Raw genomic sequence first — 25,195 nt, 5'->3', positions numbered from 1 at the left:
AGTCGGGGGCAGGCAAGGAACTGGTGGCCAGTGCTCTGCACCGGCACAGTCCCCGCGCGCGCGGGCCGTTCATCGCCATCAACACGGCGGCCATTCCCGCCGAGTTGCTGGAATCGGAACTTTTCGGCCATGAAAAGGGCGCTTTTACCGGGGCGGTGCAGACCCGGCAGGGTCGCTTTGAACAGGCCTCCGGAGGCACCCTCTTTCTCGATGAAATTGGCGATATGCCCGCAGCCCTGCAAACGCGTCTGCTGCGAGTACTCTCCGACGGCACCTTCTACCGGGTCGGTGGCCATGCGTCCCAACGTGCGGACGTCCGCGTTCTCGCCGCGACCCACCAGAATCTCGAAGCCAAGGTGCGCGACGGTAGTTTTCGGGAAGATCTCTACCACCGTCTCAATGTCATCCATATCCACCTCCCACCCATGCGGGAGCGGCGTGAAGACATCCCGCGCCTGGCCCGCCACTTTCTCCGTCGCAGCGCGGAGCAGTTGGATGTCGAGCGTAAGGTATTGAGTCCGGCGGCGGAGGCTGCCTTCATGAATTGGCGTTGGCCAGGCAATGTTCGCCAATTGGAAAACGTCTGTCGCTGGATTACCGTGATGGCACCCACCAGCGAGGTCCAGGTGACGGATTTGCCGCCGGAAATGGCCGCATCGCCACCGTCCGCCGCGCCGCTGGATTCGAACGCCCAGGATTGGCGCCTGCTGCTGGGGGCCGTGGTGCGGCAGTGCCTCGCCGGTGGCGAAGAGGCCTTGCTGGACAAGATTCAGCCGCAGTTCGAGCGCTGTCTGCTGGAAGCGGCCTTGCAACATACCCGTGGCCATAAGCAGGACGCCGCGCACAAGCTTGGGTGGGGGCGTAATACGCTTACCCGCAAGCTTAAAGAGCTGGGCATGGAAGATGCGTTTGGCAGTGGCCCTGGCGAATCCCAGGCTTTCGACTAAAATCCCCGCGTATGCTGGTATAAAGGGTATGCTTGGTCGAGCTTGAGGTGTCTATGCAAGACGTAATGTTACTGTTGGAAATCATTGTTGTCCTGCTGCTGCTGGTGGAGGTTTTCATCCGCTTGCGGGCGCGGCGCCGACGTTTGCAGAGTAAAAGCAACGCGCCGGTCTCCACGGCAGCGCATTCGGCACCCGCCACAGACGTGCCGCAGATTCGACCTGAAATATCCAGCGTAGATGCTGTTGCCCCATCCGTAACCACTGCTGGCGGTGCCGAGCAGCAAGCGCTCAGCATTAACGACCTTCTCAATGAAGCCGCTATTTATATGGAATATGGGCACTATGCTCAGGCGGCCACGGTTTTGCGCTGGTACGTAGACCTTAACCCTCATGAGACCAAGGCGATCAACAGACTTCTGGATGCCTACCTGGCGATGGCCGACATCGATAGTTATGCCGATCTGCTTGAAGCCCTGGGAGAGAAGCCGGGCGCGGCGCCCATGAATGAGGCGTGGTGGAAAGAACGCGTGGATACCGGGTTGGCGCAGGATCCCGGCAATCTCGAACTGCTGGTGCTGGCCGAGAAGGTGGGAATGGCGGTGCCGATACCTCAAGCGCAGACGCAGACCTCAGAAACGGCCATGACTGCAGAGATGGCGCTGGCGCTGGTGTCTCGCAACGCTGATCCTGCCTACGGTATGGCGGTATTGCAGCGGGCCATTGCGTATGAGCCGCAACGCCTGCCTCTTTATGCCGAACTTTTGCGTATTACTCACCAGCAAAGTCGTATCGAGGATTATCTCAACGCGTTGATCCTGCTGTTTCTCGCGGTGAGAAACGATGGTAAAACTTTGCGCGAGCGCATGCTGCGGGCCGGTGTCGATCTGGGGCCACACCCTTTGTGGAGCGTGCTGGCGCAGTGGAACGGTGACCCGGAGATTTTGCGGCGCTTGGCCCAATCACGCCATCTGGAGATTCCTGTCGGATTGTCCGACGCTGCCACAGACCGCCAATAACTGCGCTTGACAAGTTTATGCCGTGCTAACGACAATCGCCTGCGGTCGCAAGCTTGGCACCTTCCGGTGTGGAGCAGGTGCTGATGCAGGCAGACAGGGGGCAGCAGGGCATGGATTTGGAGGAAGTCAACCGCCTCGTGCGGTCCGATATGGCGGCGGTGAACAGCGTCATCCAAGAGCAATTGCGTTCCGGGGTGCCGACTATTCCGGCCATGGGTACTTACCTGATCAATGCCGGCGGCAAAAGGCTGCGGCCCATAGTTCTGCTATTGGCCGCGCGTATGGGCGGCGACTGCGGTCCGCGTCCGATCCCACTGGCCGCGATCGTGGAGTTCATCCATACGGCCACGTTGCTGCATGATGACGTAGTCGATGGTTCCGAGCTACGGCGCAGTAATGCGACGGCCAATCAACTCTGGGGTAACGCCGCCGCAGTGCTTGTCGGGGATTTTCTATACGCCCGGTCTTTCGAAATGATGGTACAGGACGGCGATATGCGTATCCTCGCCACCATGGCGGAGGCTACCAGCGTCATTTCCCAGGGTGAAGTCGCGCAACTGGAGAACGTCAACGACCCTGATCTGAGTCATGGGGCGTACTTCTCGGTCATCGAAGCCAAGACCGCCAAGCTTTTTGAGGCGGCAGCGCGTATCGGGGCCTTGGTAAACAACCTGGATGCTGCCGCGGAAAAGGCACTGGCGCAATACGGCTCCCTGCTCGGTATCGCTTTCCAGTTGATGGATGACGCCCTGGATTATTCCGCCAGTGCCGAGAAAATGGGTAAGAATCGGGGCGATGATCTTGCTGATGGCAAGGCGACCCTACCCTACATCCATGCCATGCAGTATGCCACGGCGGCAGAGCAGGCCATTCTGCGTGAGGCACTTGGCGGTGATGTGTCGGCCATCTTTGAACCTGTCTGGGAAATCATTGCCAGAACAGGGTCAATTGATTACACTTTGCGCGTCGCGGAGGAAAAGGCGGACCAGGCTATTGCTTGCTTGTCCGGGTTCCCAGACAGTGTGGAGAAAGAAGCCCTGGCTTTTTTGGCGGCATTTGCTGTGCGGCGTGATTTTTAAAGGTATGTTATCGGGGCGTGGCTCAGCCTGGTAGAGCGCCGCCTTCGGGAGGCGGATGTCGGAGGTTCGAATCCTCTCGCCCCGACCAATTTGAGGAAAGGCCCGCATTGTCGGGCCTTTTTCGTAGTCGTTGGTGATGGTCTTTTTGGCTTTCCTGGTCGATGCGCCTGTATAGAAAATAGGGGCGCCTTGGCATCACGCGGGTGTGCTTGCCGATGCTGAAGTGGCTTATTCTCGCAGCGTTTGCTGTGATCCTGTTTTATGGTTGGCGCCAGAAATGCCGGCGTCCGAAAGTTTCTGCTGTGGATCGTTTGGTGCGCTGCACGCGCTGCAGCCGACATCTTTCCATTCATGCGGCGGTCTGCCGGGGTGATGGTGATTACCGTTGTCCACAACATGTCGGAGACGATCAGTGAATCCTGCCGCACCCTCTTTTCGGGCCGGGCTCTATGCCGCCTTTGCTCTCATCGTTTATGGACTTTCCTGGTATTACAACGGGCAGTTGATTCCGCTACTGGCAATGGCCAGTATCGTTCTGATGATCTGGGGGGCCACGATTTGGTGGCCACGTTTGCGGAAGGGACTGCCCTGGCCCCGCGGCTTCCTACCGGTTTTTATGTCGCTCTGGCTAGTGTGGTTTGGGCTGACCCTGTTTTGGAGCGGATCGCCCTATAGCAGTTGGTTCTATTTTTGGGTGCTGGGTTCCTTGCCGCTGGTATTCCTCATCAGTGTGATGATTCCAGAATCTGTTGCGGAACAGTTCTGGCTGTGGCTATGGCGGGGTGTACTGGCCAGTGCCTGGATACTAAGCGGTATGGCCCTCTGGCAGTATTACCAATGGATGGGGCAAGGAGTTGCTCTGGTCAATTTGCGGCCGTATGGCCCGCTACTGGATACCAACAGTTTTGCCGCCTGGCTGAACCTGCTGTTTTTCCCGACCCTTGCCATCTATTTTGTGCAGGATGGCCGCCGCCGTACCCGCTTTTTGAGTGGTGGTGTCGATCCGGTAGCTTTGTTTTATCTGCTGACGCTGACGCTGCTGCTCCTCGCCTTCTTCTCTACCAATAGCCGCGGTGGCCTTCTGGCATGGGTTTGTACCATGCCCTTTGCCATCTGGGGTTTGTGGCGACAGCCTGCGGCGCGCTCGCGCTTCGTGTTGATTTTCGGACTCGCCTTCGTTGCACTACTGCTGATGGATTATGCCCATGGCTTTGATCTGATCGGGCACCTTGCTCCAGGCTATATATCAAGCAATATCAATACAATATCGCGCGGGCTGATGTGGGTGGCCACCTGGCATATGTTCCTGAGCCACCCCTGGTTGGGAACTGGTATCGGTAGCTATTTCCTTAACTACCCGGCCTATCGCTTGCCCGGCGAACTAGCGTCGGCGGGCACCTATGATCATAACGACTTTCTGGAATACCTGGCCGAGGGAGGACTCATCAATCTGGGCTTTCTCCTCGGCTTTGCCGGAGCGCTGATGTATGCGCTTTACCGTCTACTTTATCGGGCAGGCAGAGCTTTGCAGATCAGCGATGAACGCCGTCTGCAGGCATTGGGTTTGGTAATGGGGGTTTTTGCCATGACCGGTCATGCCCTGGGGAATTTTATTTTCTACAATCTGCCTCTGAGCCTGCTGGCTGGCCTCTTTCTGGCGCGTGCATGGCGTATCTACGGTGTCCAGGGCGAGACTGCGCCCTTGTTGCCACGGATCGGCATTAACCATGGATTCATTACACAGGCGCTCCTGGTGTTGGCGGTAGTGGTCGCTTCCTGGAATCTGATCGCTGACGGTGCGACTTTTGCCCTGCTGAGCGCCAATGGCTGGCTCAATCGGGTGATCACGAATCCGAACCAACGGGCCCTATTTTTGCTCAAGGCGGCGGATGTGCTGACCATGGCGCGTCCATTGGCGACACAACCCCATGTGTATTTGGCCAACACTTATCTGACGCTCGCGGACCATGAGACGCAGCCTGATGATGACGCACACCGCCGTACTCTGATAAAGGCAGCGCTCAGTCAATACCGACAGAGTCTGGTGGGGATTCCACAGCAGTCGGGGGTATGGAATTCCATCGGAACGCTCTATCTGATGCAGGGCGCCTTGTTAGATCTCGATAAAACGCACAGGGATCGGCAGGCTTTGCTGGCTTGGCGTAAGGGGCTGGCCATCAATCCCGAAAGTGTCGGCCTGCGCAATAAAATCGCTCAGTTGGCCTATGTGGATCAGGGGCATCTCAAAGAGGGGGTGGCCTTTTTAGGCGCGGGTTTGCAGCGACCACTTTTCCCCTACTCGCGCAGTAATCTGCAGATGGACATCGCCCTGACCCAATGGCGGGCAGGCGAAAAGCATGCAGCGGAGCTTACCTTATTGCAGTTGTTGCGAGACAACCAGGGCTATACCCCAGCTGTTTCCTGGCTGCAAGCGATCCATCGTCAGTCCGCGCATGGGGCGCTGCGCCACACTGAAGGCCGATGACCCAAGAACAATGCTGAGGAACTGCGCATGCCACCGGAACGACTAAGCCTGCAACGCATTTTGCCGCGCTGGCGGGCGACGCTGCTCCTTATCGTCATCCTGCTGGGGCTGGTGATGGTGCTGACACGCGATGCAGAATTGCAGTGGTGGCGAGCCCATGATTTGCGTGCCCAAGGGCGCATGCGTTATTTGCAGACGCGGCCGTTGCCCGCCGACCGGGGCGCGATCTATGGCAGCAACGGCGATGCGCTGGCGGCAAATGTGCCAGCGGTGACCATCTGGGCCGATCCGCGCCTCTTTGATGCCCACCGCAAGGATTGGGACAAGGTGGCGCAGGCTCTGGACCTCAGTCCGGAGACTCTGGCGGCGCGGGTGCGGTCGGGTGGGTCAGGCTTCGCCTATATCCTGCGTCAGGTGCAGCCGCAGTTGGGTAAGTCTCTGGACGCGTTGCATGTGCCCGGTATCTATGTGCAAAAAACCAGCCGCACCTATTATCCTCTGGGTGCGGTAACCACACCGCTGCTGGGCCTTGTGCATCTGGATCATCAGGGCGCCGCCGGGCTGGAGATGGGTTACAACCACTGGTTATCGGGTAAAGCGGGCCGTGAAAAGGTGCTGGTGGACGGGCAGGGCGAAGTGCTTCATGTTGTGGGCGCCCGGCAGACGCCAGCGCCCGGCCGCGACTTGCATTTGACTATCAACCCACAGATTCAGTATTGGGCCTACATGACGTTGTTGGCAGCGCAACAGCACTTCGGCGCCACAGAGGGCTCGGCGGTGGTAATGAATGCGCAAACCGGGCAGATTCTCGCCATGGCGAGCGTGCCCTCCTGTAATCCCAACGCGCGTGCCGGTTGCGGCGACCCTTCTGATTATGTGAATAATGCCGTGCATCAGGCCTTTGAGCCCGGTTCGGTCATGAAGCCGTTTATGGTGGCTGCGGCACTTGCAACGGGCAGCATCCAGCCGGACCAGAGCTTCAATGTCTCCCATTGCCTGCCGGTGGGTGGTTTCTGTATCCGCGACGATGTGGTACATCATGAATTGAACGTGGCGCATATTCTCAAGTACTCCAGCGACATTGGAGCGGCTAAAATTGCTTTGCGGACGCCCGCACAGGCTATTTATGACATGTATCTGGCGGCAGGTTACGGTCAGGAGGCGAATCTCGGCTTTGCGGGTGCCACGGGTGGCGTGCTTCCCCAGCCCCAGACCTGGGATAAGGCGCGCCACGCCACAATTGCGCTGGGCTACGGAGTGTCCGTGACGACCCTGCAATTGGCGGATGGATATGCGGCCATCGCCAACGGAGGCTATCATGTCACCCCGACGTTGATTGCCGGACAGTCGGGGCCGCGCGTGCGGATCATGTCCGCGGGCATCGCCGCTCACCTGCGGCACTGGCTGGAGGGCGTTTGTGCGGCCAATGGCACCGGTGTCCTCGCCGCCATTCCCGGCTACGCGGTGGCCGGCAAAACGGGAACCGCGAATATGGCCAATGGCAAGGACGGCTTTTTGAAGAACAAGACCAATGCCACTTTTGTCGGCTTTGCACCGGGCTTTGCGCCGAAGCTGGTGATGGCGGTGACTCTGCGCGGGAGTAGCCGGTACTGGAATTTCGGTGGGGTCGAGTCAGCACCGGTGTTCCGGGTAACCATGCGCCATGCCCTCGAAGAGTTGAATATTGCGCCACGCTGGTGCGGAGGTAAGGCTTGTGCCTCTAAGCATAATCATATTACGACCACCCAGGCAGAAATCTGGGCGGAGGGAGGCGGCAAATGAGCAGACTGGACAAATGGGTCGCGGGGGTGCTGACGACAGGTATCGCGGTGATCCTGCTGGGGGTGCTGGCGGCGGCAACTTTTGCCCGCATCCCGGTGGCGCATATTTATGTGGACGCAGCGGGCGCGCGCGCCATCATTGTCGGTGGGCATCAGGCAGCGGCGGCTCCCGATTGGCCGGGTGCTTATCGGGTAAGTCCGCGCTCGGCGGACACGGCCTTCTGGCCCAGTGCTGTCCTGGACTTCAAAAGCGGTGCCTCGGTGACCTTGCCGCGCAAAGATATTCTGTTGTGGGTGTACCGTGGCTGAGCCGCGCGACTGGTTGCAGTGGTTGCGCGGACTGATCAAAGGCGCGGGTATGGTGCTGCTCGTGCTACTGGCGGTGCTGGTGCTGCTGGCCGTGGATGGTCTGCTGCTGATTCCGGGGCTGATTATCGCTTATGACCTGACCGCGATAGCCTGGCAATGGCAGGGTTTTATCCCTGACCCGCAGGTGCCGCCCGGGCCCTGGATGAGCATGGCCGTGGGCCTGATCGCCACCCTGGTTCCGGCCATTATTGACGGTGTGCTGCTGCATTTTTTGCTGTACGACAAGGAGCGGGGCACATCGAAGTCTTCTTCCTAGGACTCCGCAGCCTGGGCCGCCGCCTTTCCTTCCAGCGCCTCCCAGCGCCCATAGGCTTTTGTTAAAGACGCACTGATGACATCGGCGCGGGCCTGGACCTCGCGCAGCCGCTCCGGATTCTGGTAGGTTTCGGGCAGGGCCAACGTGGCGGCGATTTCACCCTCTTCTTTCTCCAGCACTTCGATCTGCATGGGCAGGGTGACGAGTTCCTGAATTTCCTTGTAGCTCATGGCGGATTTCTTGCCCTTGCCGCCATCGCGTTTGCCAGAAGCCTTGCCACCGCCACTTTCTGCCGGTTTTGCTAAACGCCGGGACTCCGCCTGCCAACGGAGCCAGTCTTCATAGCCGCCCGCATTCTGGCTGATCTGCCCGTCCTCCCCGAAGGCGATTACCTGGGTGACCACGTTATCGAGAAAGTCCCGGTCATGGGAGACCAGAAAGAGGGTGCCGGCGTAACTCTGTAAACGCTCTTCCAGAACTTCCAGTGTCTCCAGGTCCAGATCATTGGTGGGCTCGTCCAGCACCAGGATGTTAGCCGGGCGGGCAAACAGTCGGGCGAGCAGCAGTCGTGCCCGCTCGCCGCCGGAGAGCGCCTTGATCAGCCCCCGCGCGCGGCTGGGTGGGAAGAGGAAATCCTGCAGATAGCTCAGCACATGACGGCGTTCACCATTGATTTCTATAAAATCATTGCCATCGGCGATGGCGTCCAACACGCGGCTCTCGGGGTTGAGAGTGGACCGCATCTGGTCGAAGTAGGCGACCTCCTGTTTGGTGCCGCGGCGGATCGTCCCCTCTTGTGGCTCCAGCTCGCCGAGGATCAGGCGCAGCAGTGTCGTCTTGCCCGCCCCATTGGGGCCGATGATGCCCACCCGGTCGCCGCGTTCAATGCGCGTGGAAAAATCGCGGATGACCGGACGCCCTTCATAGGCAAAAGAAACGTGATCCAGCTCGGCAATGAGTGCGCCGGAACGGTCCGCGGTGCTGATTTGCAGGGTGGCCTGCCCCTGCTGTTGGCGACGGCTGGCGCGCTCCTCACGCAGCCCCTCCAGACGGCGCAGGCGGCCCTGGTTGCGCTTGGCACGGGCCTTGACGCCCTGGCGCAGCCAGGCCTCCTCTTCCGCCAATTGCCCTTCCAGACGGCTATCGGCGGCCGCCTCAGCGGCGAGGACTTCGGCTTTGCGGCTTTGATAAGCCGCAAAGGTACCGGGAAAACTGCGCAGTATCCCGCGATCCAGTTCGATGATGCGGGTCGCCAGGCGGTCGAGAAAACGCCGGTCGTGGGTGACGAAGACCAGCGTGCCGCGATGGCGTAGCAGGGATTGCTCCAGTGCCAGGATCGCGGGCAGGTCGAGATGGTTGGTGGGTTCGTCGAGAAAGAGCAGGTCCGGCTCGGCGACGAGGGTGGCGGCAATGGCCACCCGCTTGCGCTGGCCGCCGGAAAGGGCGCTGACCATACCTTCAGTGGGCAGCCCCAGGCTGTCGCGCAGGGCCTCTGCCTTATAGTCGATCTGCCAGGCATCGTGATGGTCGGCGAGGGCATGGGCGTGGGCGTCGTCCGCATCGGCATTCTGCAAGTGCCGCCAGGCCGGATGCCCGGATTTGATGGCGGTGAGCAGGTCGTGCTCTCCGGCCAGCTCCGGCTCCTGCGCCAGGTAGGCGCGGCGCACACCGGGTGCCACCCACAGCGTCCCCGCATCCAAGGGACAGAGGCCCGCCAGCACTTGCAATAAGGTAGACTTGCCCTCGCCGTTGCGGCCGATAAGACCGACCCGCTCGCCCGCCTCCAGATTCAACTCGGCATGGTCCAGCAGCGCCCGGCCACCCCATTCCACTTGCCCTGCCTCCAGCCGCAGAATAGACATTCAGCCGACCCCATCCTTGTTATGCAAAATAAAGGCGTAGGGTACGGGGCGCGCTGCAGTGGCGCAAGCGGAAGCGTGTTCTCAGGTTCTGCGCATCAACTCAGCAAACGCAGGGTGAGTGGGTAGCGATAGACCTCGCCATTACTGGCTTTGATGGCCGCCAATACACAGAATATCAAATTCACTATGAAAATCAGTGGGAAAATCAAGATGCCGATCAACAGGGTACTCAGGATGCTGGCCACCACATAAGCAATCAGCACGGTGATCTGGAAATTCAGTGCTTCTTTGCTCTGCTGCACCAGCCAGGCGGAGCCACTGTCTTTTTTGAGGAGGTAGACGATGAGCGCCGGGATGAACCCGAACAAGATGCCGCCCGCATGAGTGAGTGCGGCGATGTTACGATCGTCCTTGCTGGCTACTTCGACGAGATTGCTGGTTTCCATGGTTACGCTCCCTGTAGGGTGATGGATTTCGTATCGGGTCGACCGGGTGATGCCTCACTCTGAGTGGCCTGTGCCCACTATCATACTGAATTTTTTGTTAAAGAATAGCCTTTTGATCAAACAGCCCGACGGTGCTGGAATAATCGAATTGCCTCAATTTGGGGTAGCCTGACAATAGTGGACAGTCCCGTTTCAAGCGGCCAACCGTGTGAAGGACTGTGCGAACACAGCGGGAGCCAGATAACCAATCCGTGAATGCCGACGTTGGCGGTTGTAAAAAATCTCGATGTGTTCCCGAATAGTCGATTCAGCCTGTGCCCGAGTCTCGAAGCGTTGGCGGCGCCAGCGGTGGCCGATATGAGGCGGCTCTGGGCGTTTCTTGGGGTGGAGTTGCGGATTCCGCTGAACGTCCCCCAGCCCCGTGGGGATGTTCAGATTTGGAATCAGGCTGTGGCGACAGGCCTTTAATAGAATTATTGACGAATATGCAATATATAATTATAATATCGCAAGGTTAATCGAATCTTGGCGGAAATCAGGATATTTAAGTGACAGACTGGATCGGATACCGCTGGCTGGCTGAGCGCTATAACGTCTCGGCGGTGCAACCATTTCGCGCCCAAAGCGCCATTGCCGGATCCAGAGCCACCGTGCGGGAGGGCGGCTACGTCCGTGAATTCTATACCCCGGTAGCCAGGCCTGCCAACACCTTGGCAGGCCATTTGGCCTTCGCGCTTAAGCACGAAGGCATCCATCTGGAGTTCCTGGCCAGGCTGTTCGAAGTGGCTCCGGCAGCCGACCTGGAAGCGTGGATTGCGGCCGAACCGACAGGCCAGTATGCGCGCCGCGCCGGTTTCCTTTATGAATACCTGACCGGGCGGCAACTGGCGTTTCCCGGCGTCGCAACCGGCAACTACGTCACCGCGCTGGACGAAAAGACCTACCTGACAGCCAGCCAGCCAGTTAATAACCCACGCTGGCGGGTGCGCGATAACCTGCCGGGCACTCGTGACTATTGCCCACTGGTGTTGCGCACCGCCCGGGTGCGGCAGGCTGAGCAGTACGATTGCGCTCAGCACCTGGCCGACTTGGGGGTCGAGTTCGGTGCCGACGTGCTGCAACGCAGTGCGATCTGGCTGACGATCAAGGAGAGCCGGGCGAGCTTTGCGATCGAGCACGAAGAGCAACATGTCGATCGTGTGCGGCGTTTCGCCGCCGTGATGGAGCAGCGCTGTGGGCAGTACGAAGAGCCGCTGTCGGAAGGCGCACTCGGCGCACTGCAAGCACAGATCCTCGGACCGCGGGCGACACGTTATGGCGTGCGCCGCTCGCCGGTATTCGTCGGCGAGGTCGACGGCTTTACCGAGGTGGTCCATTACATCGCGCCTCACTGGAATGACGCGCCAGCACTGCTGTCGGGCTTGCGTGAGTTCGCATCCCGCACGGCGGGCGTCTCGGCACTGGTGCGGGCCGCCGTGCTGTCCTTCGGTTTTGTGTACATACACCCGATGTCCGATGGTAATGGCCGTATCTCACGTTTCCTGATCAATGATGTGCTGCGCCGGGACCAGGCGATCCCGGCACCCTTCGTTTTGCCGGTGTCGGCCACAATCATCAGTTCAATCGTCAACCGGCGCGGCTATGACCAGGTACTGGAACTCTTCTCGCGACCGCTGATGCGCAAGTATGCAGAAGCCTGGCGCTTCGGCGCAGAGCAGGTCGCCGAGGACGGTGTGCACTACAACCTGCAGTTCGATGCCTACCAGGATGCGTTGCCGGCCTGGCGCTATCCCGATATGACCGACCATGTCGAGTACCTTGCAGAAGTGGTGCAAACAACCATCGAACAGGAAATGCGCAAGGAAGCAAACTATCTGCGCAACCTGCGCATGGCCCGCGAACGCATCAAGATGGTGATCGAAGGTCCGGATGGGGATATCGACCGCATCCTACGGTCCGTGCGTGATAACGGCGGCAAGGTGTCCAACAAGCTGCTCAGGGAGTTCCCGATATTGGCCGACAAGGCCCTGACCAACGAGGTGGAAGCCATTATCCAGGCCGTGTTTGTGCAACCATAAGCCCCATTTATTTCTGAGCGCGCATCATCATTTTTGGTTCACCAGATTGGCTTTATTCCGGTGTTGTGCCAGCAATGGCGAGTACGTCATTGAGCGTTGTTTATCCATTGACGGAGTAGGTGGTGATCGTCCGGCATCCTGTGGTGGGTTGTGTGTCTTTGTATGAAAAAGCGGGCGGCTTATCAGAAGACGGACTGTTTCTGACCCGGGCGCGTAGTGCGATGAGTCCTTTCCCAGTGGCAGAATGATTGCCACCGATGGGCCGGACCTTTAGCATAGACCCATGCCAGATACATTCACTGACGAACAACGTCAATTCCTGCAACTCCTGCGTCTACCCGTGCCCGGCGAAGCGCCGCCGGAGATGGCGCCGGTGAAACCGTCGGCAAAAGCCGTAAGCGCCGTGCCGAATCGGTCTGTATCCGCGCAAACGACGTCTGTCTCTGCCTTGATGCGCCCTGCAGAAACGCCCGTGATGCCGCCGGAGTCACTCCCCCGTCCTGTAGAAGAAGGGGTCTCCGTATTGCGCAACGCGGTGCCAGCGACTGCTACCTTATCCACAGCGGTGGCTCCGACTCCGGTACGCAGCACGTCTCCACTGTCCAAGGCCGAAGCCCTTCAAGCCCCAGTGCTTGCCACGCAGGCAAGCCCCTCTTCTGCGGACCCGCAACGGATAACACGCATCGCCACTCTGGACTGGCGTGACCTCAACAGCATGGTCAGCACCTGTCAGGCCTGCCCCCTCGGCGAAACCCGCAAACATGCCGTATTCGGTGCGGGTAACCCGCGCGGGTCCTGGCTGTTTGTCGGTGAGGCGCCGGGTGCGGAAGAAGACCGCCGCGGCGAAGCCTTTGTGGGTCGCGCCGGTCAACTCCTCGACAACATGCTCCGCGCCATGGGCCTGAGCCGCGAGAAAGACGTCTATATTGCCAATATCCTCAAATGCCGCCCTCCCAACAACCGTGATCCGCTGGGTCCGGAGGTGCAGGCGTGCATGCCTTACCTGCAGCGCCAGATCGACCTCTTGCAAACCCGCGTGATTGTCGCGCTGGGGCGCTTTGCGGCGCAGGGCTTGCTTCAGGTGGATACGCCGCTCAGCCAATTGCGCGGTACGACCCAGCACTACCAAGGCATTCCCCTGATTGTCACCTATCACCCCGCCTATCTGCTGCGTAACCCGATTGATAAGCGCAAAGTCTGGGAGGATCTGAAGCGGGCGTTGAGGGTGTTTGCGGAGTTGCAGAACTAACGGTGTCATTGATTTTACAAGATCCGCGAGGCTGATGATGTGTATTACCAGGCGGATGGCGTAGATCCAAACGCATCCGGCCAGAATGAGAAAGCCTGCCTGTCAATGGCACATTGAAGACGGTTTTGCTCACTGCCAGAACAATCCCGGAGAGACGTTGCCGGACACGGCAGGCAAGGGCAGAGGACAGCGGTTGACCAAGGCCTTGCCCGAGGCCTCTTGCGGGCAACCGAGGCGGTAGGCCAGGATGGGCACGGGAATGGCCTCGGCTGCCTTGCAGCGGGCGGCGTCGGCACCGCCGCAGTCCACATTGAAGCCAAGGATGCTCGCCGCCGCCCAGGCACGGAGAGCGGGCAGGTTTTGGGCAAGGGCCTGGGGATTGCGCACGAAGAGGGTGATGCGGGCGTTGGCATCCAGCTCCGGCCGGGTCTTGTCCCTGGGTAGGCCGAGATAAATGCCATCCACCGCGCCCAGCAACTGTACGGCACCCTGATGGTTGACCACGACCAGGGACTGGACGGTAGCGTTGTGCGGCTGGAAGCCCCAGACGAGGGTGTTGCCGTTAGGTAGTTCCATGTGGGGGAGGGGATAAATATCCATGCCCCGCTGAATGCGCTGCAGGAGCGGTGCCGACTTTTGGCCGGGGCTTTGGAAGATCGCACTGCCCGCAAAATGCTGCAAAGCGGCCGCTTCCAGGGGGGCCTGCTGGTGTTCGCTGATGTCGCGTAGTGCAAAACTACGTTTGCGCATGGTTTCGAGGACGCAGTCTCCATCACTGCCGCAGGCTCCGAGTTCCTTTTCGAAGACTTTTTGGCTTGCCAGCAGGTGGGTGCATTCGGGGGTGCCCACTCCGGCCGCGCGGAGCGCTTGCTTATAGGCATGCATTAACGAACTGTCCAACAACAGGAGGTTGTCGGTCCAATGCTTTGGCTTATAGTGGCAAATGGCCTTTTGCAGAGGAGTCTGTGGGTGACTGCAGGTAGGGGCAAAGGCGTCGGGGATCTTTGTGGCGATCGCCGGGCAGTTGAGGAGGGCATCCGCAGCGTCGGCGCTAAGGCTGACGCCCAGGACTGCACAGAAGCCGATACCGAGAAATATTTGTCGCCGCATTTTGTGATCTCCTGATTTGAAGTGAACGCGAAAAACTCAGGCCCAGCGCGGACGCCGTGGGTTTTCCCACCACGCCGAGCGATTGATGGCGGCAGGGGGCTTGGGTGTGCAGGGGTTCCCCTGTTTCGGTAGGGCGTTGTTTTTAATCGCAGCGGTCAACGTCTTTGCGCGCCGCAAGAAGCGGTCTTCAAACTTCGCCCACTTCGCCGTCTTTGAGAGCCGTCTGAATTCTTCTGCCGCTTTTTGCCATTCTCCCCGATAATAATACCTGGCCACGCTCTGGATATAAGCGTGGTACTTCATATCGGTGAGTGTGGTCTGCACGGCGGCCGGTAATGACCAGAAATTCATCTTCGGTTTGGAGTTTTTGTTGAAAAGAGCTGCTGCGTCTTCGGCGTAGCCATGTTTGACCGCAGAAGAAATAAACCCCGATTCTAATGAGCTAAGGTGCGGGTATTGACCATTATCTTTGTAATATTTATTGAGCGCAGAGACAGATTCATCTTTTCTCAATCCGATAAAAGGATTGATGCGCGTCATTAAAGATTCAATGTCTATATTTGATGGATTGCCATATTTGTGCGCTTCGATGTTCATATAATATTTTAGGCTGTCTACGGTTTGTTGTCCAAGGTCCACGCCCTGACCGACGGTGACCCCACTGGAAGCTATGGCCTTTTGTATCGGATTACCATTTTTATTTATTTTGAATTTTGGCCCCAAGTTCTTACCTGTTTTGACGTTGGTGCTGAAAGCTCCTGGCACGTAGAAATCAAGCATCGCACCCTCGTTCTTTTTTATAAAATCATAGTCCACCCGATCGATGATAGAACAAATTGCGGTCGGTTTTTGTGGTTTCTGGCCATGATGGTCAACTACAGGTTGTGTGATCGCTGTTGTAGGTCCTGGCTGGGAAGGTGTTTGATAAATGGGGCTATCATCGCGCGGATAACAGATCTTCCTCTGCAGAACCTCGAGGCGTTCCTCGTAGGCCGCTTTGACACAAGCGGCGTCCGCACCGCAGGCATTCCTCCTTTGAAGCCACTTCTTCTGTGTTGCCCTAGTTTCGGTGACGAGGTGGGTGTAGTGCCCTGTGTCGGAGAACACCTTCATGAATTTATTGTAAACAACCGTAAGATCGCGATCCAGGAGGAGAAGTTTTTTGTCTCCACAAATGGTTTGCTCGTTAAAGCTTGATACCCTACTACAATCAATAGCCTCAGCATCGCCGGGGAGCGTGGCACATATAGTCATCACCAGGACGCCTAACGGCATTGTGGCGAATAATTGGGGGTGGTGCCGCATCTTTCTGGTCTCCTGAATAGCCTATGGACCGCGTTTTAATTTAATGCACACAAAATTCCGGATCTGGGGGCGGCGTGTAGTCGCCAATGTCAGGAGCCGCTAAGGGTTTAAGCGAATCGACGTCCTCCGTGGATTCTGGGAAGTTGCCATTTTTGTCCTGCCCTTGCTCTACCGTCGCCTTGCTCGGCAACCCCTCCGCCAGCACCGGACTTTGCATCCGCATCACCGCCTCGGCCTGCATGGGAATCCCCCAGCGGGTTTTGCCATCAGCTCCTGTTACCGGACTCAGGCGGACGCCAAAAAGACTGGGTAGGCCTACATTCCCCAGTCCCTTATCCATCTGGTAGATGCCCCGACCAATCTGATCAATAAAGGGCACAATGAGCGGCTGGACGGCGGTGATCTGTACCTTCAGGAGGGTCGCGTCCTGCACGGACAGATGGCCGCCACTCCCCACGCTGGTACGGCGATAGCCGAGATGGTCCACCGGTATCGCCCTGACCCAGGCGCCTGACGCATCGCGAGTCTGCTCGGCAAAATCATCGAAGGCCTCGCGGGTAGGACTGAGTACCCGGATAATGGCCTGACCTGCCGCCACCTTGGCCGTGGCATAACCATGGGCGAGAGCAGATAAATTCTGGCCGTGGGTATAGAGCGGTGTCAGCCCGCGGGCCAGGGCATCGCGCATGGCCTCGACACGGGCTCCGTGTAAAGTCCCCGCCCGCACCGCCTCCTGGGTGGCGACTTCCAGTTGGGCATGGGCCTGATAGAGTAACGCAGCCTGAAAGGTGCCGAGCAGGGCGAGCAGCAAGGCGGGTGCGGCAATGGCGAATTCCACCGCGCTGGCACCCGCCTCCTGGCGGGCTGCCGCGTCCGGTAAGCCGCACCGCGGCCTGCGTGCCATCTGCTTTGTCCCAGTGCGGACTTTACGCTCCATGATGCATATCATCCTGCCCACGCAAGGGCTCCTCGGCCTGGAAGATGGACAAATCCACGGGCAAGCCGCGTTCGCGCATGACCTCGTAGAACTCCGGCACCGCACCTGTGGCACGGAAGATGCCGCGCACCCTGCTCTCGGCGTCATAACCCCGCTGCTTGTAAGTAAACAATTCCTGCAACTGGATGGTGCCGCTCTCGGTGCCGGTCACCTCACAAATGCTCGTCACCTTGCGCGAGCCGCAGGAAAAACGGGTGATCTGAACAATGATGTCCACGGCGGAGGCGATTTGCTCGCGGATGGCAGTGAGTGGTAAATCCATGCCCGCCATCAGCACCATGACTTCCAGCCGGGAGAGCATGTCACGGGCCGTGTTGGCGTGGGCGGTGGTAAGCGAGCCGTCATGGCCGGTGTTCATAGCCTGCAGCATGTCCAGGGCTTCGCCGCCGCGACACTCGCCTACCACGATGCGGTCGGGACGCATGCGCAGGGCGTTGCGCACCAGTTCGCGGATGGGAATCTGGCCTTTGCCCTCCATGTTGGCGGGGCGCGCCTCCAGTGTGACTAAATTGGGCTGATAGAGGCGCAGTTCTGCCGCGTCTTCAATGGTCACAATGCGCTCGTGATCGGGTATATAGTTGGAGAGCACGTTGAGCAGGGTGGTCTTGCCCGAACCGGTGCCACCGGAAATGATGATGTTCTTGCGCTGCTGCACGCAGACTTGGGTAAAATGAGCCATGCGCGCCTCAATGGATCCGTAGGCCATGAGGTCCTCCATTTGCAGACGCTTTTTGGAGAACTTGCGGATGGTGATACAGGCGCCTTTCAGGGACAGGGGCGGGATGACGGCATTGACGCGGGAGCCGTCGGCCAGGCGCGCGTCCACCAGCGGCGAGCTTTCATCAATACGGCGACCGATGGGGGCGACTATGCGGTCGATGATGTGCCGTACCGCCAGCTCACTGCTGAACAATGCCGGAGCCGCCAGCAACTTACCCTGCCGCTCGATAAAAACTTCATCAAAACGGTTGACCATGATTTCGGTGATTGTGGCATCGGCTAGGAAGTCCTCCAGAGGGCCGAGGCCCACCGCTTCGTCCAGCACCTCTTTGACGAGGCGTTGCCGGTCGAGCTCCGGGGGTGGGTTCATCCGCCAGACCACTTCTCGCACCAGTTCGCCCACCATGCGGCGGAGCTCTTCGGGAGACAGTACACCAAGATCGACACGGCGTAGATCCATCTGACTGCGCACCGTCTCATGGACCACCCGCACCAGCGCGAGCCAGCGGGCGTCGTAGAAGGGACGAACCAACTCTGGCGCAGTTTCTACTACCGCTTTGATGGGTGTAGTCGGCGACATGGGGATGCTGCGGTCATCCTCCGTGAAGATTGGAGTGTGCCGATCCTCGCTATCGAAACGCGGCAAAATTTGCAGACGATATCCGGCGACGACAATCTCGTCGTGGGCCTCCACCGGCCCATAGGCGCGCATGCGTTCGCCGTTGACCAGCACCGCGCCAAAGCCGCCCAGTCCCTCAATATAAACCCCACCCTGCTCGGCATATATCCGCGCATGTTCCTTACCAACATTCCAGCCTTCCATGCGCAGATGGACGTGCTCTGCTTTACCCAGCAGGCAGACACCATCGCTGGGCGTAATCTCCTGGGTTCCCGTTTTGGGATGTGACGCGCGGACCATAAACATGGGATTTTCTCCTAACGGATAATGCCTTTTTCGGAATTTCTTTTGTACATGTTTTCGAGATAACGGGCATGAGATTCCGCGTCGATATTTTCTAACGAGTTGGCAGTAATCACCTTGGGAGTGACCAGGAACACCAAATCTGATTCGTTATTCCTAAAGTCGTCTGATTTGAAAAGGTATCCAAGAATTGGAATGTTCTCCAGTCCGGGTATTTTATTGCTGTTTTGTGAAAGGTTATGATCCACCAATCCGGACATAATCAGCGTTTCCCCATCTTTCAGGTTGATTTCTTCCTGGGTACGGCTGGTAAAGAATCCAGGCACACCTCCAACGGTGAGAGAGGGATCAATATTACTTATTTCCGTGAATATTTTCAGGCTGACATTATTCCGGTCGTCTGCTACCGGAGAGAATTTAAGGCGAATACCAAAATCCTTGAAGATCACTGAGGTCTGGCCGAAACCAATGGCTAATGGAATCGGAATTTGCCCGCCCGCCAGAAATTCAGCAGGTTCTTTACTGCCGCTCTTGGCACTGAGCTTGGGGTTGGCGATCTCGTAGGCGTCCCCGTTTTGCAAGGCGAAGTTAATGCGCGAGGCAACAGAAGCGATGATGCCAAAGTTGGTTGCGAAGGGGGCAACCTTCAGGGGCAAATCCTGTAGCCCTGAGCTGGGGAAAGAGAAGTTGGCCAAGGGGCCCCCCGTGCCGTTGGTTGTCGGTACGCCCATGCGGAAATACGGGTTGGAGCTGAAGTCGCCGACAATACCCGCCTGTGGGCCAGCCATGGATTGATTCCAGTTCACTCCGAGGCTACGGAAAAAGTCCTTTTTCATTTTGAGAATCTTGACATCTAGGAGAACTACCTTTTCCATCCTCAATGGTTCTTTCTCCGCGAGGTTTATCACGTTTTGATAGACCGCTTTGAGTTTTTCTATCCTGCTCAAATCCTCTTCAGAAAGATTCTTGCCATCAATAATGACTTTGTCGCCAACGACGCGTACTTGGGTATTGGGGTTCTTGCCGAGAAGGCTGGAAATCTCTTCGGCAGCGCGTCCGACGTCCTTGGGCGCAATGACCACCCGTGCGGCGCTTTCTCCCCCATTTTTGTACCAAAGATGCAGGTTCGTCTCGCCCGCACCCTCGGCCAGCAAGAGTAATTCTTTGCCATCGACGAGGGTAACGCTGAGGATTTTTCCATTGCCGACGGCTACCCGTTTCACGGTATTCGTCGGAATGATTTTTACCTGGCCAGAATACATGGAAATACTCGACTGGTTATCTAATTCCAGGTCGCCTTTGGCGCAGGCCAAGGCGGGTAACATCAAGGTAAGTATGGCCGCAGCCAGGGATTTTTTAATCATCTTCATCGTGAACGATTTCCTGTCAGGGCTGTGGCAAGGGTGGGACGTAGGAGAACGGCAAGTACTTCATTTGGCTGGCTGGCGCATGGTCGGACAGCGCGTTGCCATTGCCGCCAGGGACAGAACTGTCCGTAGCGCTGGCTGAAGGTTGCGACGTGCCCGCGGTTTGCACATAGGCGATGCTCGGGCCGCCGGTGCCCGAAGATCCGCCGGCAATATATTCCACACCCGCCGCCGCATGCGGATAGCCGATAATGTCGTGCAGTGACACGGTGCGTTTGGGCCATGCGCCATTTTTGTCATTGCCGCGCAAATCCAGACGGATTTCTCCGCTCTTTTGCGCGACCAGAATCTTTTGCGCTTGCAGTGGCGTGACTTCGAGGGTGATTGTGCTATAGCCTTCGGCGCTGCTGTTGCCCCCGTTGGGGGATAAATCCTTTCCGGTCGCGATGACTTTCAGGTTTTGCCCCAAAAAGCGCACTAAAGCACCCTCCGGGGCTGCAGGCGTCATTTGCACGTTGGTGATGGAGCCTGCGGCGGCATTGCTGCGAACATCCGCTTGGGTAATCCACAACATGTCGACGCGGTCCCCCGGGCGGAGCATTTTGTCCATGGAGTTTTCGGAGTTCACGGAAATCGTCAGCGCGATATGGTGGCTGTCCAAAATGTCCGCAGGGCTCTCCGTGGAACTGAACATGGAGAGCGTTAGCGGTTTACCGCGCTCGGCAGGGAAAAGTAACCGTTTGTACTCAATTTTATTGAAATCGGTATCCATGACGACGCCGCCCGGCGCACTATCTGCAGGAATGTTGCGCCGCGCGACCATGGACAGGGTAAGCACCGTCTTGGCAGGCAGGTTTTCGATGGGCACTACCACCGGAATGGTGCTTTCCTTTTTAGAGGTCAACTCGCGGAGCAGTCGCTGCTTCAGGGCTGACTCTTGGGCATCCAGGGACTGCACGGCGAGGAAGGCCGCGCCCAATCCAGCCAAAATGGCGACGGCCAGCAAAATCCAGCCGGTAAGCGCACGGCTTTTCTTTTGCAGCACCGGTGGTGTGGACTCGGGTTTGATCGGAATCGACACGGGAACTCCTCAGAAGGGCAGGGTGGCGATGGAGGCAGCCCAAGAAAAATCGCTGGAAAATTTACGCAGCGCCTCCATGATCTGGGCAATGGGACTGGGGTCGCCGATAAACAGCAACCCGAGCGAGAAGACCGCAACAATGGCGTACTCAATACTGGACTGGCCTTTTTCGTCCATGGACGTGCTTCCTACCGTTGATCCAGGACGATGACTAAGCGGCTTTTACTGGTACCATCCTCGCCAATAACGATGTCGAGCCGACGATTGCCCTTATTCATGGAGATCACGAAACCGTTGTTACGCATGGCCGGTGCCGGTTGCCATTGTTGTGCGAGCAATGCTCTGTCCAGTGACGCGCGAAGGTTGGCGGCTGGTGTATCGACACGCACGTGTAGTACCCGTCCACGGATGCCAGCATCGCTGCTTTCCACGTCCTGAAGCACCTGGGCATTGGTGGGTAAGGGCAGATCGTCGGGCAGGGCGTCGCGTTTGGTTTTCTGATTCATGCGCAGACTGGTGAGTGTGCCGTAGGCCGAGTCTCCTTCAATATGCCATTGACTGGTCAGAGAATAAGGCGGAGTAATGCAGCCCTGAATATGCTCGTTGCGGAGCTGATTTTCGGTGTAGGAGCCTCCCAGTTTCGCGCAGGCTTCTACGAAATAGGAACGCAGCCGCTCCTCCTCCGCGCCCACATGGAATTGCACGGCCCTCATATCCACGCCATTAATTTTGAGGTGGCTGGACAATGGCTCCATGACGGCATTTTCGGGGGCGGGCAGGAGCGGCGCATTGTCGGTGGCGACCGCAATAGCCGGGCCGGTGAGGAAAAACGCCACGCACAGCATGCTAGCTTGAAGCTTCATCTATTTGCTTCCACTGGGGTAAGGTTGAAGGCGATCGCCATACTGCACCTCGGGGTCGATATGCCCGAACTCCAGGCGATTCAGCTCAGGGAACAAAAAACCGCCCACGGACTTGACGGTATTCGTTGCACCGTTATCCAGGTAAGCGGTGGGCAGGAGTTTTTTGACGATGCGCACTTCTTCGATGGGACCATTCGCGGTCCAGGCATCCGTGAGCACGGCTGCCTGCGCCGCAAATCGTGGTCCTCGAGCGAGCGGGTTGTCGGGCAGGTAGGCGTATCCCGGCAGCCCCTCCAGTTGAACCCCGACAGTGGCGACCGTCGGTCCCGTCATGCGCAGGGGGATGTCGGTCAGTTTTATGAGCGTTCCTAAAAACCTCATGGATACGCCCGTGGATATGGGCTCTTCGTGGGTAGCCACCTGGATATTGGCGAGGTCGCGCAACAGGAGCTGTCCATCATGTCGGGCCAGAATCGGATCCACGTTTTGCCCACTCCCCGTATTGGTATTCGATAAGCCCGCATTGTGCGGGCCAAAAAACCGCACGGCCGCCTCATTACGCAGGTCTGCGTCGCTCTTGATGGCCAACCATTCCCGTCCCTGTGGTGGCTGGTCCTGCCATACGGTGCGTTCCCACGCCACATAACGCGCAGCCTCAATCGTGCGTAATTGGGTGAAGCTCCATTTGTCGGTATAGATCACCAGAAAAAAGAGTGGGATGAGTGCAAAGGCCGCTACCACAACGAATTCGGTGAGGGATTGGCCGCGTTCGTCGGGCTGATTTCCCAATATGGTTACATGTTTTTTGTAAAATACCATGCAACCTTTTTCTGCTTTGGTAGCGACAGCGAAGCTAAGGCAGTTAATCACAGAAGCCGTTAGTAGCACATTACGTAACTTGAAAGATGTCTTTTCCATGAGCAAGTCCTCTTTACTACTGCAATCCCAGCAGGGCGGCATATCGCGAACGATCTGTTGAGGTTAAATCCACAAGACGTGCCTCCCAGAATGGGCTGAAGAGGTTTCCACGCTCGTAGTTGTGATCAGTGCGTTGCCATAACGAAGCTGGACGTCGAAAATAGACCTGAGCCTTGGCAATTGCGCGCACCTGCCCGCTTTGTGCGGTTTGCGGCAGCGCCAAATTCATCTCCTGCTGCGCTGCACTTTGTTGGATGCCTAAAGCGGTGCCAGAATCCCTGATGGTTCCTCGTGGGTGTTCTACGACCACCATGTAAAATGGCATGATATCCGCAGGGTCGCCGTTAGCTTTTTTCAGCGATGGGCTTACGTGATCAAAATCCTGATATCGGGTAATCCCATTGGCAGAAAAACGATCTGCATCTGCTCCGTTACCTACCATACCTTTCCCGTACGAATCTTGCTCATCAGGGTATTCAGATTTAGCCAAGCCGGACGCATCTGGGTTAGCGTTCCAGGATCCCTCGTAGGGAGGGATGTATTGAGTTCTGGTATGTGGTGGGAACTGCTCTTCCGTAGATGCGTCGATTTCACGGTAACGGTGCGCAGATTGAAAGTAGTGATATGGTGCGTCACCCGTTGTCTGCGCGGCACCCCAGCCAAGAGGCGCTTCGGGTAGGGGCTCCCATTCCCCAAAAATCGCAAACTTTCTCCGCCACATATGTAAAGAGAGTGTATCCATTCCTGACCAAACGTATTTTCTATTTTCTGGGTCGAGCGCAATTTGGGAGGCTCCTATGCGTGGGAGATCCCATTTAATTACCCATAAGTCGGGTGGCACTATGTCACTCAGAAGCTGCAAAGGAGTAGGGAGGTCAGAACGGTTGCTCGTAAACCCATCTCGGGAGGCATTGATCATATAGGCCATTCGTGCCTGCGCACTTTCTTTCTCCCCTCCCCACCGCTTGATGAGATCGCCGCGATTACTAAAGTACTGACCTAAATTCGTAGCCAGAACGATACCATTTAGCTTGGCCTCATGATCGTTTAGCTTGACCATCTGTTCGGCCACGGCGGTCATCGCGCCCCCGGGGTTGGTATTCCCACCACCAGGATCAAAAACACCGTTGGCCATGTGATAAGCCTCCTGCGAACCACTCAGCGCAGCATCGGCGATGTCCAGTGCAGGAAGAATTACTTTGGAAGCAGTATCGATGCCTTGATCTAATGCGTTGGTAGTTTGGGCAATTGCGTTGGCGATCGTTGCGATAGCCTGTCCGACCGCAGGTATCCAAGACACAAGAGTACCCAGGCGCTGGATATTCTGTCCGAGAGTTTTTACATAATGTGACCAGGAAACCAAACTAATCGTCTGCCCGATAGCAACCTGATTGGCGACCATTGCGCGGTTGGTGTAGGAGATAAAGTTGAGTTCCCTCGCCTCCATTTGCATGGCAGAGAAGGCAGCGGCGTCGGCGGCATTTTGAGCTTTGAGTTTGGTGGCGGTGAGTTGCCCGGTGTTAAAGACGAAGAGGCCCGCGAGTAATACTACAGGGATCAGGACGGCGGCGAATAAGGCGGCTTGTCCGGATTCTGTATGCTTTTCTGCGGTAGGAGAACCGCGTTGTGGTTCAATATTATGCAATACTACATCCCCTTAATGTGTGAGCTGGCATGACCTGAAATTACTTTTATAAAATTGTTTCAGGTCATGGACGGGGCGAACCCCGCAAACAGCTAATTACTTGCCCATATCCGATTTGTAATCACTCATGTTTTTCTGCAGGCCTGCATTAATTGTGGCCTGTCCAGCTGTACCTTGGGCTGCTGTAATATCAGAATCTGCTTTTTTGCCCGACAGCTCCTGAGAAATACCTGCCATCTGATGACGCAGTGTTTGCCCAAAGAAAGAAAACACTGCAATACCAGTGATCGCAATAAGTGCGACAATTATCAGATACTCGGTCATGCCCTGACCGCGTTCTGCGTGGGACTTCGGAATAGCTAAATAATGTTTCATTGGTCCTCCAGAAGTTGGTGGAATTTCGTCTACCACAGAAACATTAAAACATGGGCAAAAGCATTGCACAATATGGCCAAAAATCACTGGTATGATGTCATAATAATATGAAAAATAATATTAATAGCGGCGCTCCAATTTTGTTATAAAAATGATACAGTTTCGGGGCGCGGCATTGCTGGTAATTTAGCGACGAGCGGGTAACGGTAACTTTAGATGAAACATGTTTGTGCGCTATTTTCCACCTATATATGTGCCTGATGATATTGTGTATAAAGACAAAAAACAGCGCCGGAACAGATTGTTCGGCGCGCTTGATGATGA

22 protein-coding genes, 1 tRNA gene and 3 pseudogenes are annotated in these 25,195 nt (G+C 57.3%); 10 read left to right on the top strand and 16 right to left on the bottom strand.

Annotation, left to right across the window (positions count from 1 at the left end):
* The 8 genes from HF921_RS00910 to HF921_RS00875 form a co-directional block, all read left to right on the top strand.
* A partial coding sequence (locus HF921_RS00910; protein WP_215893115.1) for a sigma 54-interacting transcriptional regulator occupies window positions 1-947 on the top strand: 947 nt, incomplete at its 5' end.
* A gap of 53 nt (window positions 948-1,000) precedes the next feature.
* Window positions 1,001-1,963, top strand: a complete 963-nt coding sequence (locus HF921_RS00905) for a tetratricopeptide repeat protein (RefSeq protein ID WP_064220284.1) — start codon at window positions 1,001-1,003, stop codon at window positions 1,961-1,963.
* 53 nt (window positions 1,964-2,016) lie between these two features.
* Window positions 2,017-3,042: a polyprenyl synthetase family protein gene (locus tag HF921_RS00900; protein ID WP_226834248.1), complete on the top strand. Its 1,026-nt coding sequence runs from the start codon at window positions 2,017-2,019 to the stop codon at window positions 3,040-3,042.
* Between the two features lie 11 nt (window positions 3,043-3,053).
* Window positions 3,054-3,130 (top strand) — tRNA-Pro (locus tag HF921_RS00895).
* Window positions 3,131-3,454: 324 nt separating this feature from the next.
* Complete coding sequence (locus HF921_RS00890) at window positions 3,455-5,527, top strand: O-antigen ligase family protein (protein WP_215891918.1); 2,073 nt, start codon at window positions 3,455-3,457, stop codon at window positions 5,525-5,527.
* Window positions 5,528-5,554: 27 nt separating this feature from the next.
* Entirely contained in the window at window positions 5,555-7,309 is a 1,755-nt protein-coding gene (locus tag HF921_RS00885) for a peptidoglycan D,D-transpeptidase FtsI family protein (RefSeq protein ID WP_215893114.1), read from the top strand.
* Window positions 7,306-7,617, top strand: coding sequence for a hypothetical protein (locus HF921_RS00880; protein WP_215849740.1), 312 nt, complete (start codon window positions 7,306-7,308; stop codon window positions 7,615-7,617). The genes HF921_RS00885 and HF921_RS00880 overlap by 4 nt, the downstream gene beginning before the upstream one ends.
* Window positions 7,610-7,933 (top strand): hypothetical protein, encoded by a 324-nt coding sequence (locus HF921_RS00875; RefSeq protein ID WP_196763004.1) that lies wholly within the window; start codon window positions 7,610-7,612, stop codon window positions 7,931-7,933. The genes HF921_RS00880 and HF921_RS00875 overlap by 8 nt, the downstream gene beginning before the upstream one ends.
* On the opposite strand, the gene HF921_RS13605 is transcribed toward HF921_RS00875, so the two are convergent.
* The 5 genes and pseudogenes from HF921_RS13605 to HF921_RS13255 form a co-directional block, all read right to left on the bottom strand.
* The gene (locus HF921_RS13605; RefSeq protein ID WP_404813101.1) at window positions 7,930-8,163 is read right to left on the bottom strand and encodes an ABC transporter C-terminal domain-containing protein; all 234 of its coding nucleotides are present in this window, start codon (window positions 8,161-8,163) and stop codon (window positions 7,930-7,932) included. The genes HF921_RS00875 and HF921_RS13605 overlap by 4 nt on opposite strands.
* A gap of 285 nt (window positions 8,164-8,448) precedes the next feature.
* Window positions 8,449-8,925, bottom strand: a pseudogene (locus HF921_RS13600) (ATP-binding cassette domain-containing protein); the annotation flags it as partial.
* A gap of 33 nt (window positions 8,926-8,958) precedes the next feature.
* Window positions 8,959-9,795, bottom strand: a pseudogene (locus tag HF921_RS13595) (ATP-binding cassette domain-containing protein); the annotation flags it as partial.
* Between the two features lie 95 nt (window positions 9,796-9,890).
* On the bottom strand, window positions 9,891-10,241 hold the full coding sequence (locus HF921_RS00865; RefSeq protein WP_064220135.1) for a DUF4870 domain-containing protein: 351 nt from the start codon (window positions 10,239-10,241) through the stop codon (window positions 9,891-9,893).
* A gap of 192 nt (window positions 10,242-10,433) precedes the next feature.
* Window positions 10,434-10,574 (bottom strand): annotated as a pseudogene (locus HF921_RS13255) (IS3 family transposase); the annotation flags it as partial.
* Window positions 10,575-10,789: 215 nt separating this feature from the next.
* On the opposite strand from HF921_RS13255, the gene HF921_RS13510 reads away from it, so the two are divergent.
* Both HF921_RS13510 and HF921_RS00850 read left to right on the top strand, forming a co-directional pair.
* Entirely contained in the window at window positions 10,790-12,319 is a 1,530-nt protein-coding gene (locus tag HF921_RS13510; protein WP_215891919.1) for a Fic family protein, read from the top strand.
* A 283-nt stretch (window positions 12,320-12,602) separates the two neighbouring features.
* Entirely contained in the window at window positions 12,603-13,568 is a 966-nt protein-coding gene (locus HF921_RS00850) for a uracil-DNA glycosylase (RefSeq protein WP_215891920.1), read from the top strand.
* A gap of 129 nt (window positions 13,569-13,697) precedes the next feature.
* Here the strand turns inward: HF921_RS00850 and HF921_RS00845 are convergent, their stop codons facing one another.
* The 11 genes from HF921_RS00845 to HF921_RS00795 form a co-directional block, all read right to left on the bottom strand.
* Entirely contained in the window at window positions 13,698-14,678 is a 981-nt protein-coding gene (locus tag HF921_RS00845; protein ID WP_215891921.1) for a lysozyme inhibitor LprI family protein, read from the bottom strand.
* Between the two features lie 36 nt (window positions 14,679-14,714).
* Window positions 14,715-15,983, bottom strand: coding sequence for a pesticin C-terminus-like muramidase (locus tag HF921_RS00840; protein ID WP_215891922.1), 1,269 nt, complete (start codon window positions 15,981-15,983; stop codon window positions 14,715-14,717).
* Window positions 15,984-16,023: 40 nt separating this feature from the next.
* The gene (locus tag HF921_RS00835) at window positions 16,024-16,887 is read right to left on the bottom strand and encodes a TadE/TadG family type IV pilus assembly protein (protein ID WP_226834247.1); all 864 of its coding nucleotides are present in this window, start codon (window positions 16,885-16,887) and stop codon (window positions 16,024-16,026) included.
* A gap of 22 nt (window positions 16,888-16,909) precedes the next feature.
* Window positions 16,910-18,625, bottom strand: coding sequence for an ATPase, T2SS/T4P/T4SS family (locus HF921_RS00830; RefSeq protein ID WP_215891924.1), 1,716 nt, complete (start codon window positions 18,623-18,625; stop codon window positions 16,910-16,912).
* Window positions 18,626-18,636: 11 nt separating this feature from the next.
* A complete protein-coding gene (locus HF921_RS00825) occupies window positions 18,637-19,992 on the bottom strand; it encodes a type II and III secretion system protein family protein (RefSeq protein ID WP_215891925.1) in 1,356 nt (451 codons plus the stop codon).
* 16 nt (window positions 19,993-20,008) lie between these two features.
* A complete protein-coding gene (gene cpaB, locus HF921_RS00820) occupies window positions 20,009-21,070 on the bottom strand; it encodes a Flp pilus assembly protein CpaB (protein WP_064219602.1) in 1,062 nt (353 codons plus the stop codon).
* 9 nt (window positions 21,071-21,079) lie between these two features.
* A complete protein-coding gene (locus HF921_RS00815) occupies window positions 21,080-21,247 on the bottom strand; it encodes a hypothetical protein (protein WP_196762932.1) in 168 nt (55 codons plus the stop codon).
* Window positions 21,248-21,258: 11 nt separating this feature from the next.
* Window positions 21,259-21,933 carry a hypothetical protein gene (locus tag HF921_RS00810; RefSeq protein WP_215891926.1) on the bottom strand — a complete coding sequence of 225 codons (675 nt, stop codon included), beginning with the start codon at window positions 21,931-21,933 and terminating at the stop codon, window positions 21,259-21,261.
* Complete coding sequence (locus HF921_RS00805; RefSeq protein WP_226834246.1) at window positions 21,934-22,851, bottom strand: hypothetical protein; 918 nt, start codon at window positions 22,849-22,851, stop codon at window positions 21,934-21,936.
* 16 nt (window positions 22,852-22,867) lie between these two features.
* Window positions 22,868-24,496 (bottom strand): pilus assembly protein TadG-related protein, encoded by a 1,629-nt coding sequence (locus HF921_RS00800; RefSeq protein WP_215891927.1) that lies wholly within the window; start codon window positions 24,494-24,496, stop codon window positions 22,868-22,870.
* Between the two features lie 96 nt (window positions 24,497-24,592).
* Window positions 24,593-24,871 carry a Flp family type IVb pilin gene (locus HF921_RS00795; RefSeq protein ID WP_064219599.1) on the bottom strand — a complete coding sequence of 93 codons (279 nt, stop codon included), beginning with the start codon at window positions 24,869-24,871 and terminating at the stop codon, window positions 24,593-24,595.
* Window positions 24,872-25,195 lie beyond the last annotated feature (324 nt).

The sequence above is a fragment of the Acidithiobacillus ferriphilus genome (genome assembly GCF_018854775.1).
In the GTDB taxonomy this organism is placed as follows: Bacteria; Pseudomonadota; Gammaproteobacteria; order Acidithiobacillales; family Acidithiobacillaceae; genus Acidithiobacillus; species Acidithiobacillus ferriphilus.
The sequence above is the reverse complement of the archived record's forward strand: the minus strand, read 5'-3'. Positions and strand labels throughout refer to the sequence as shown.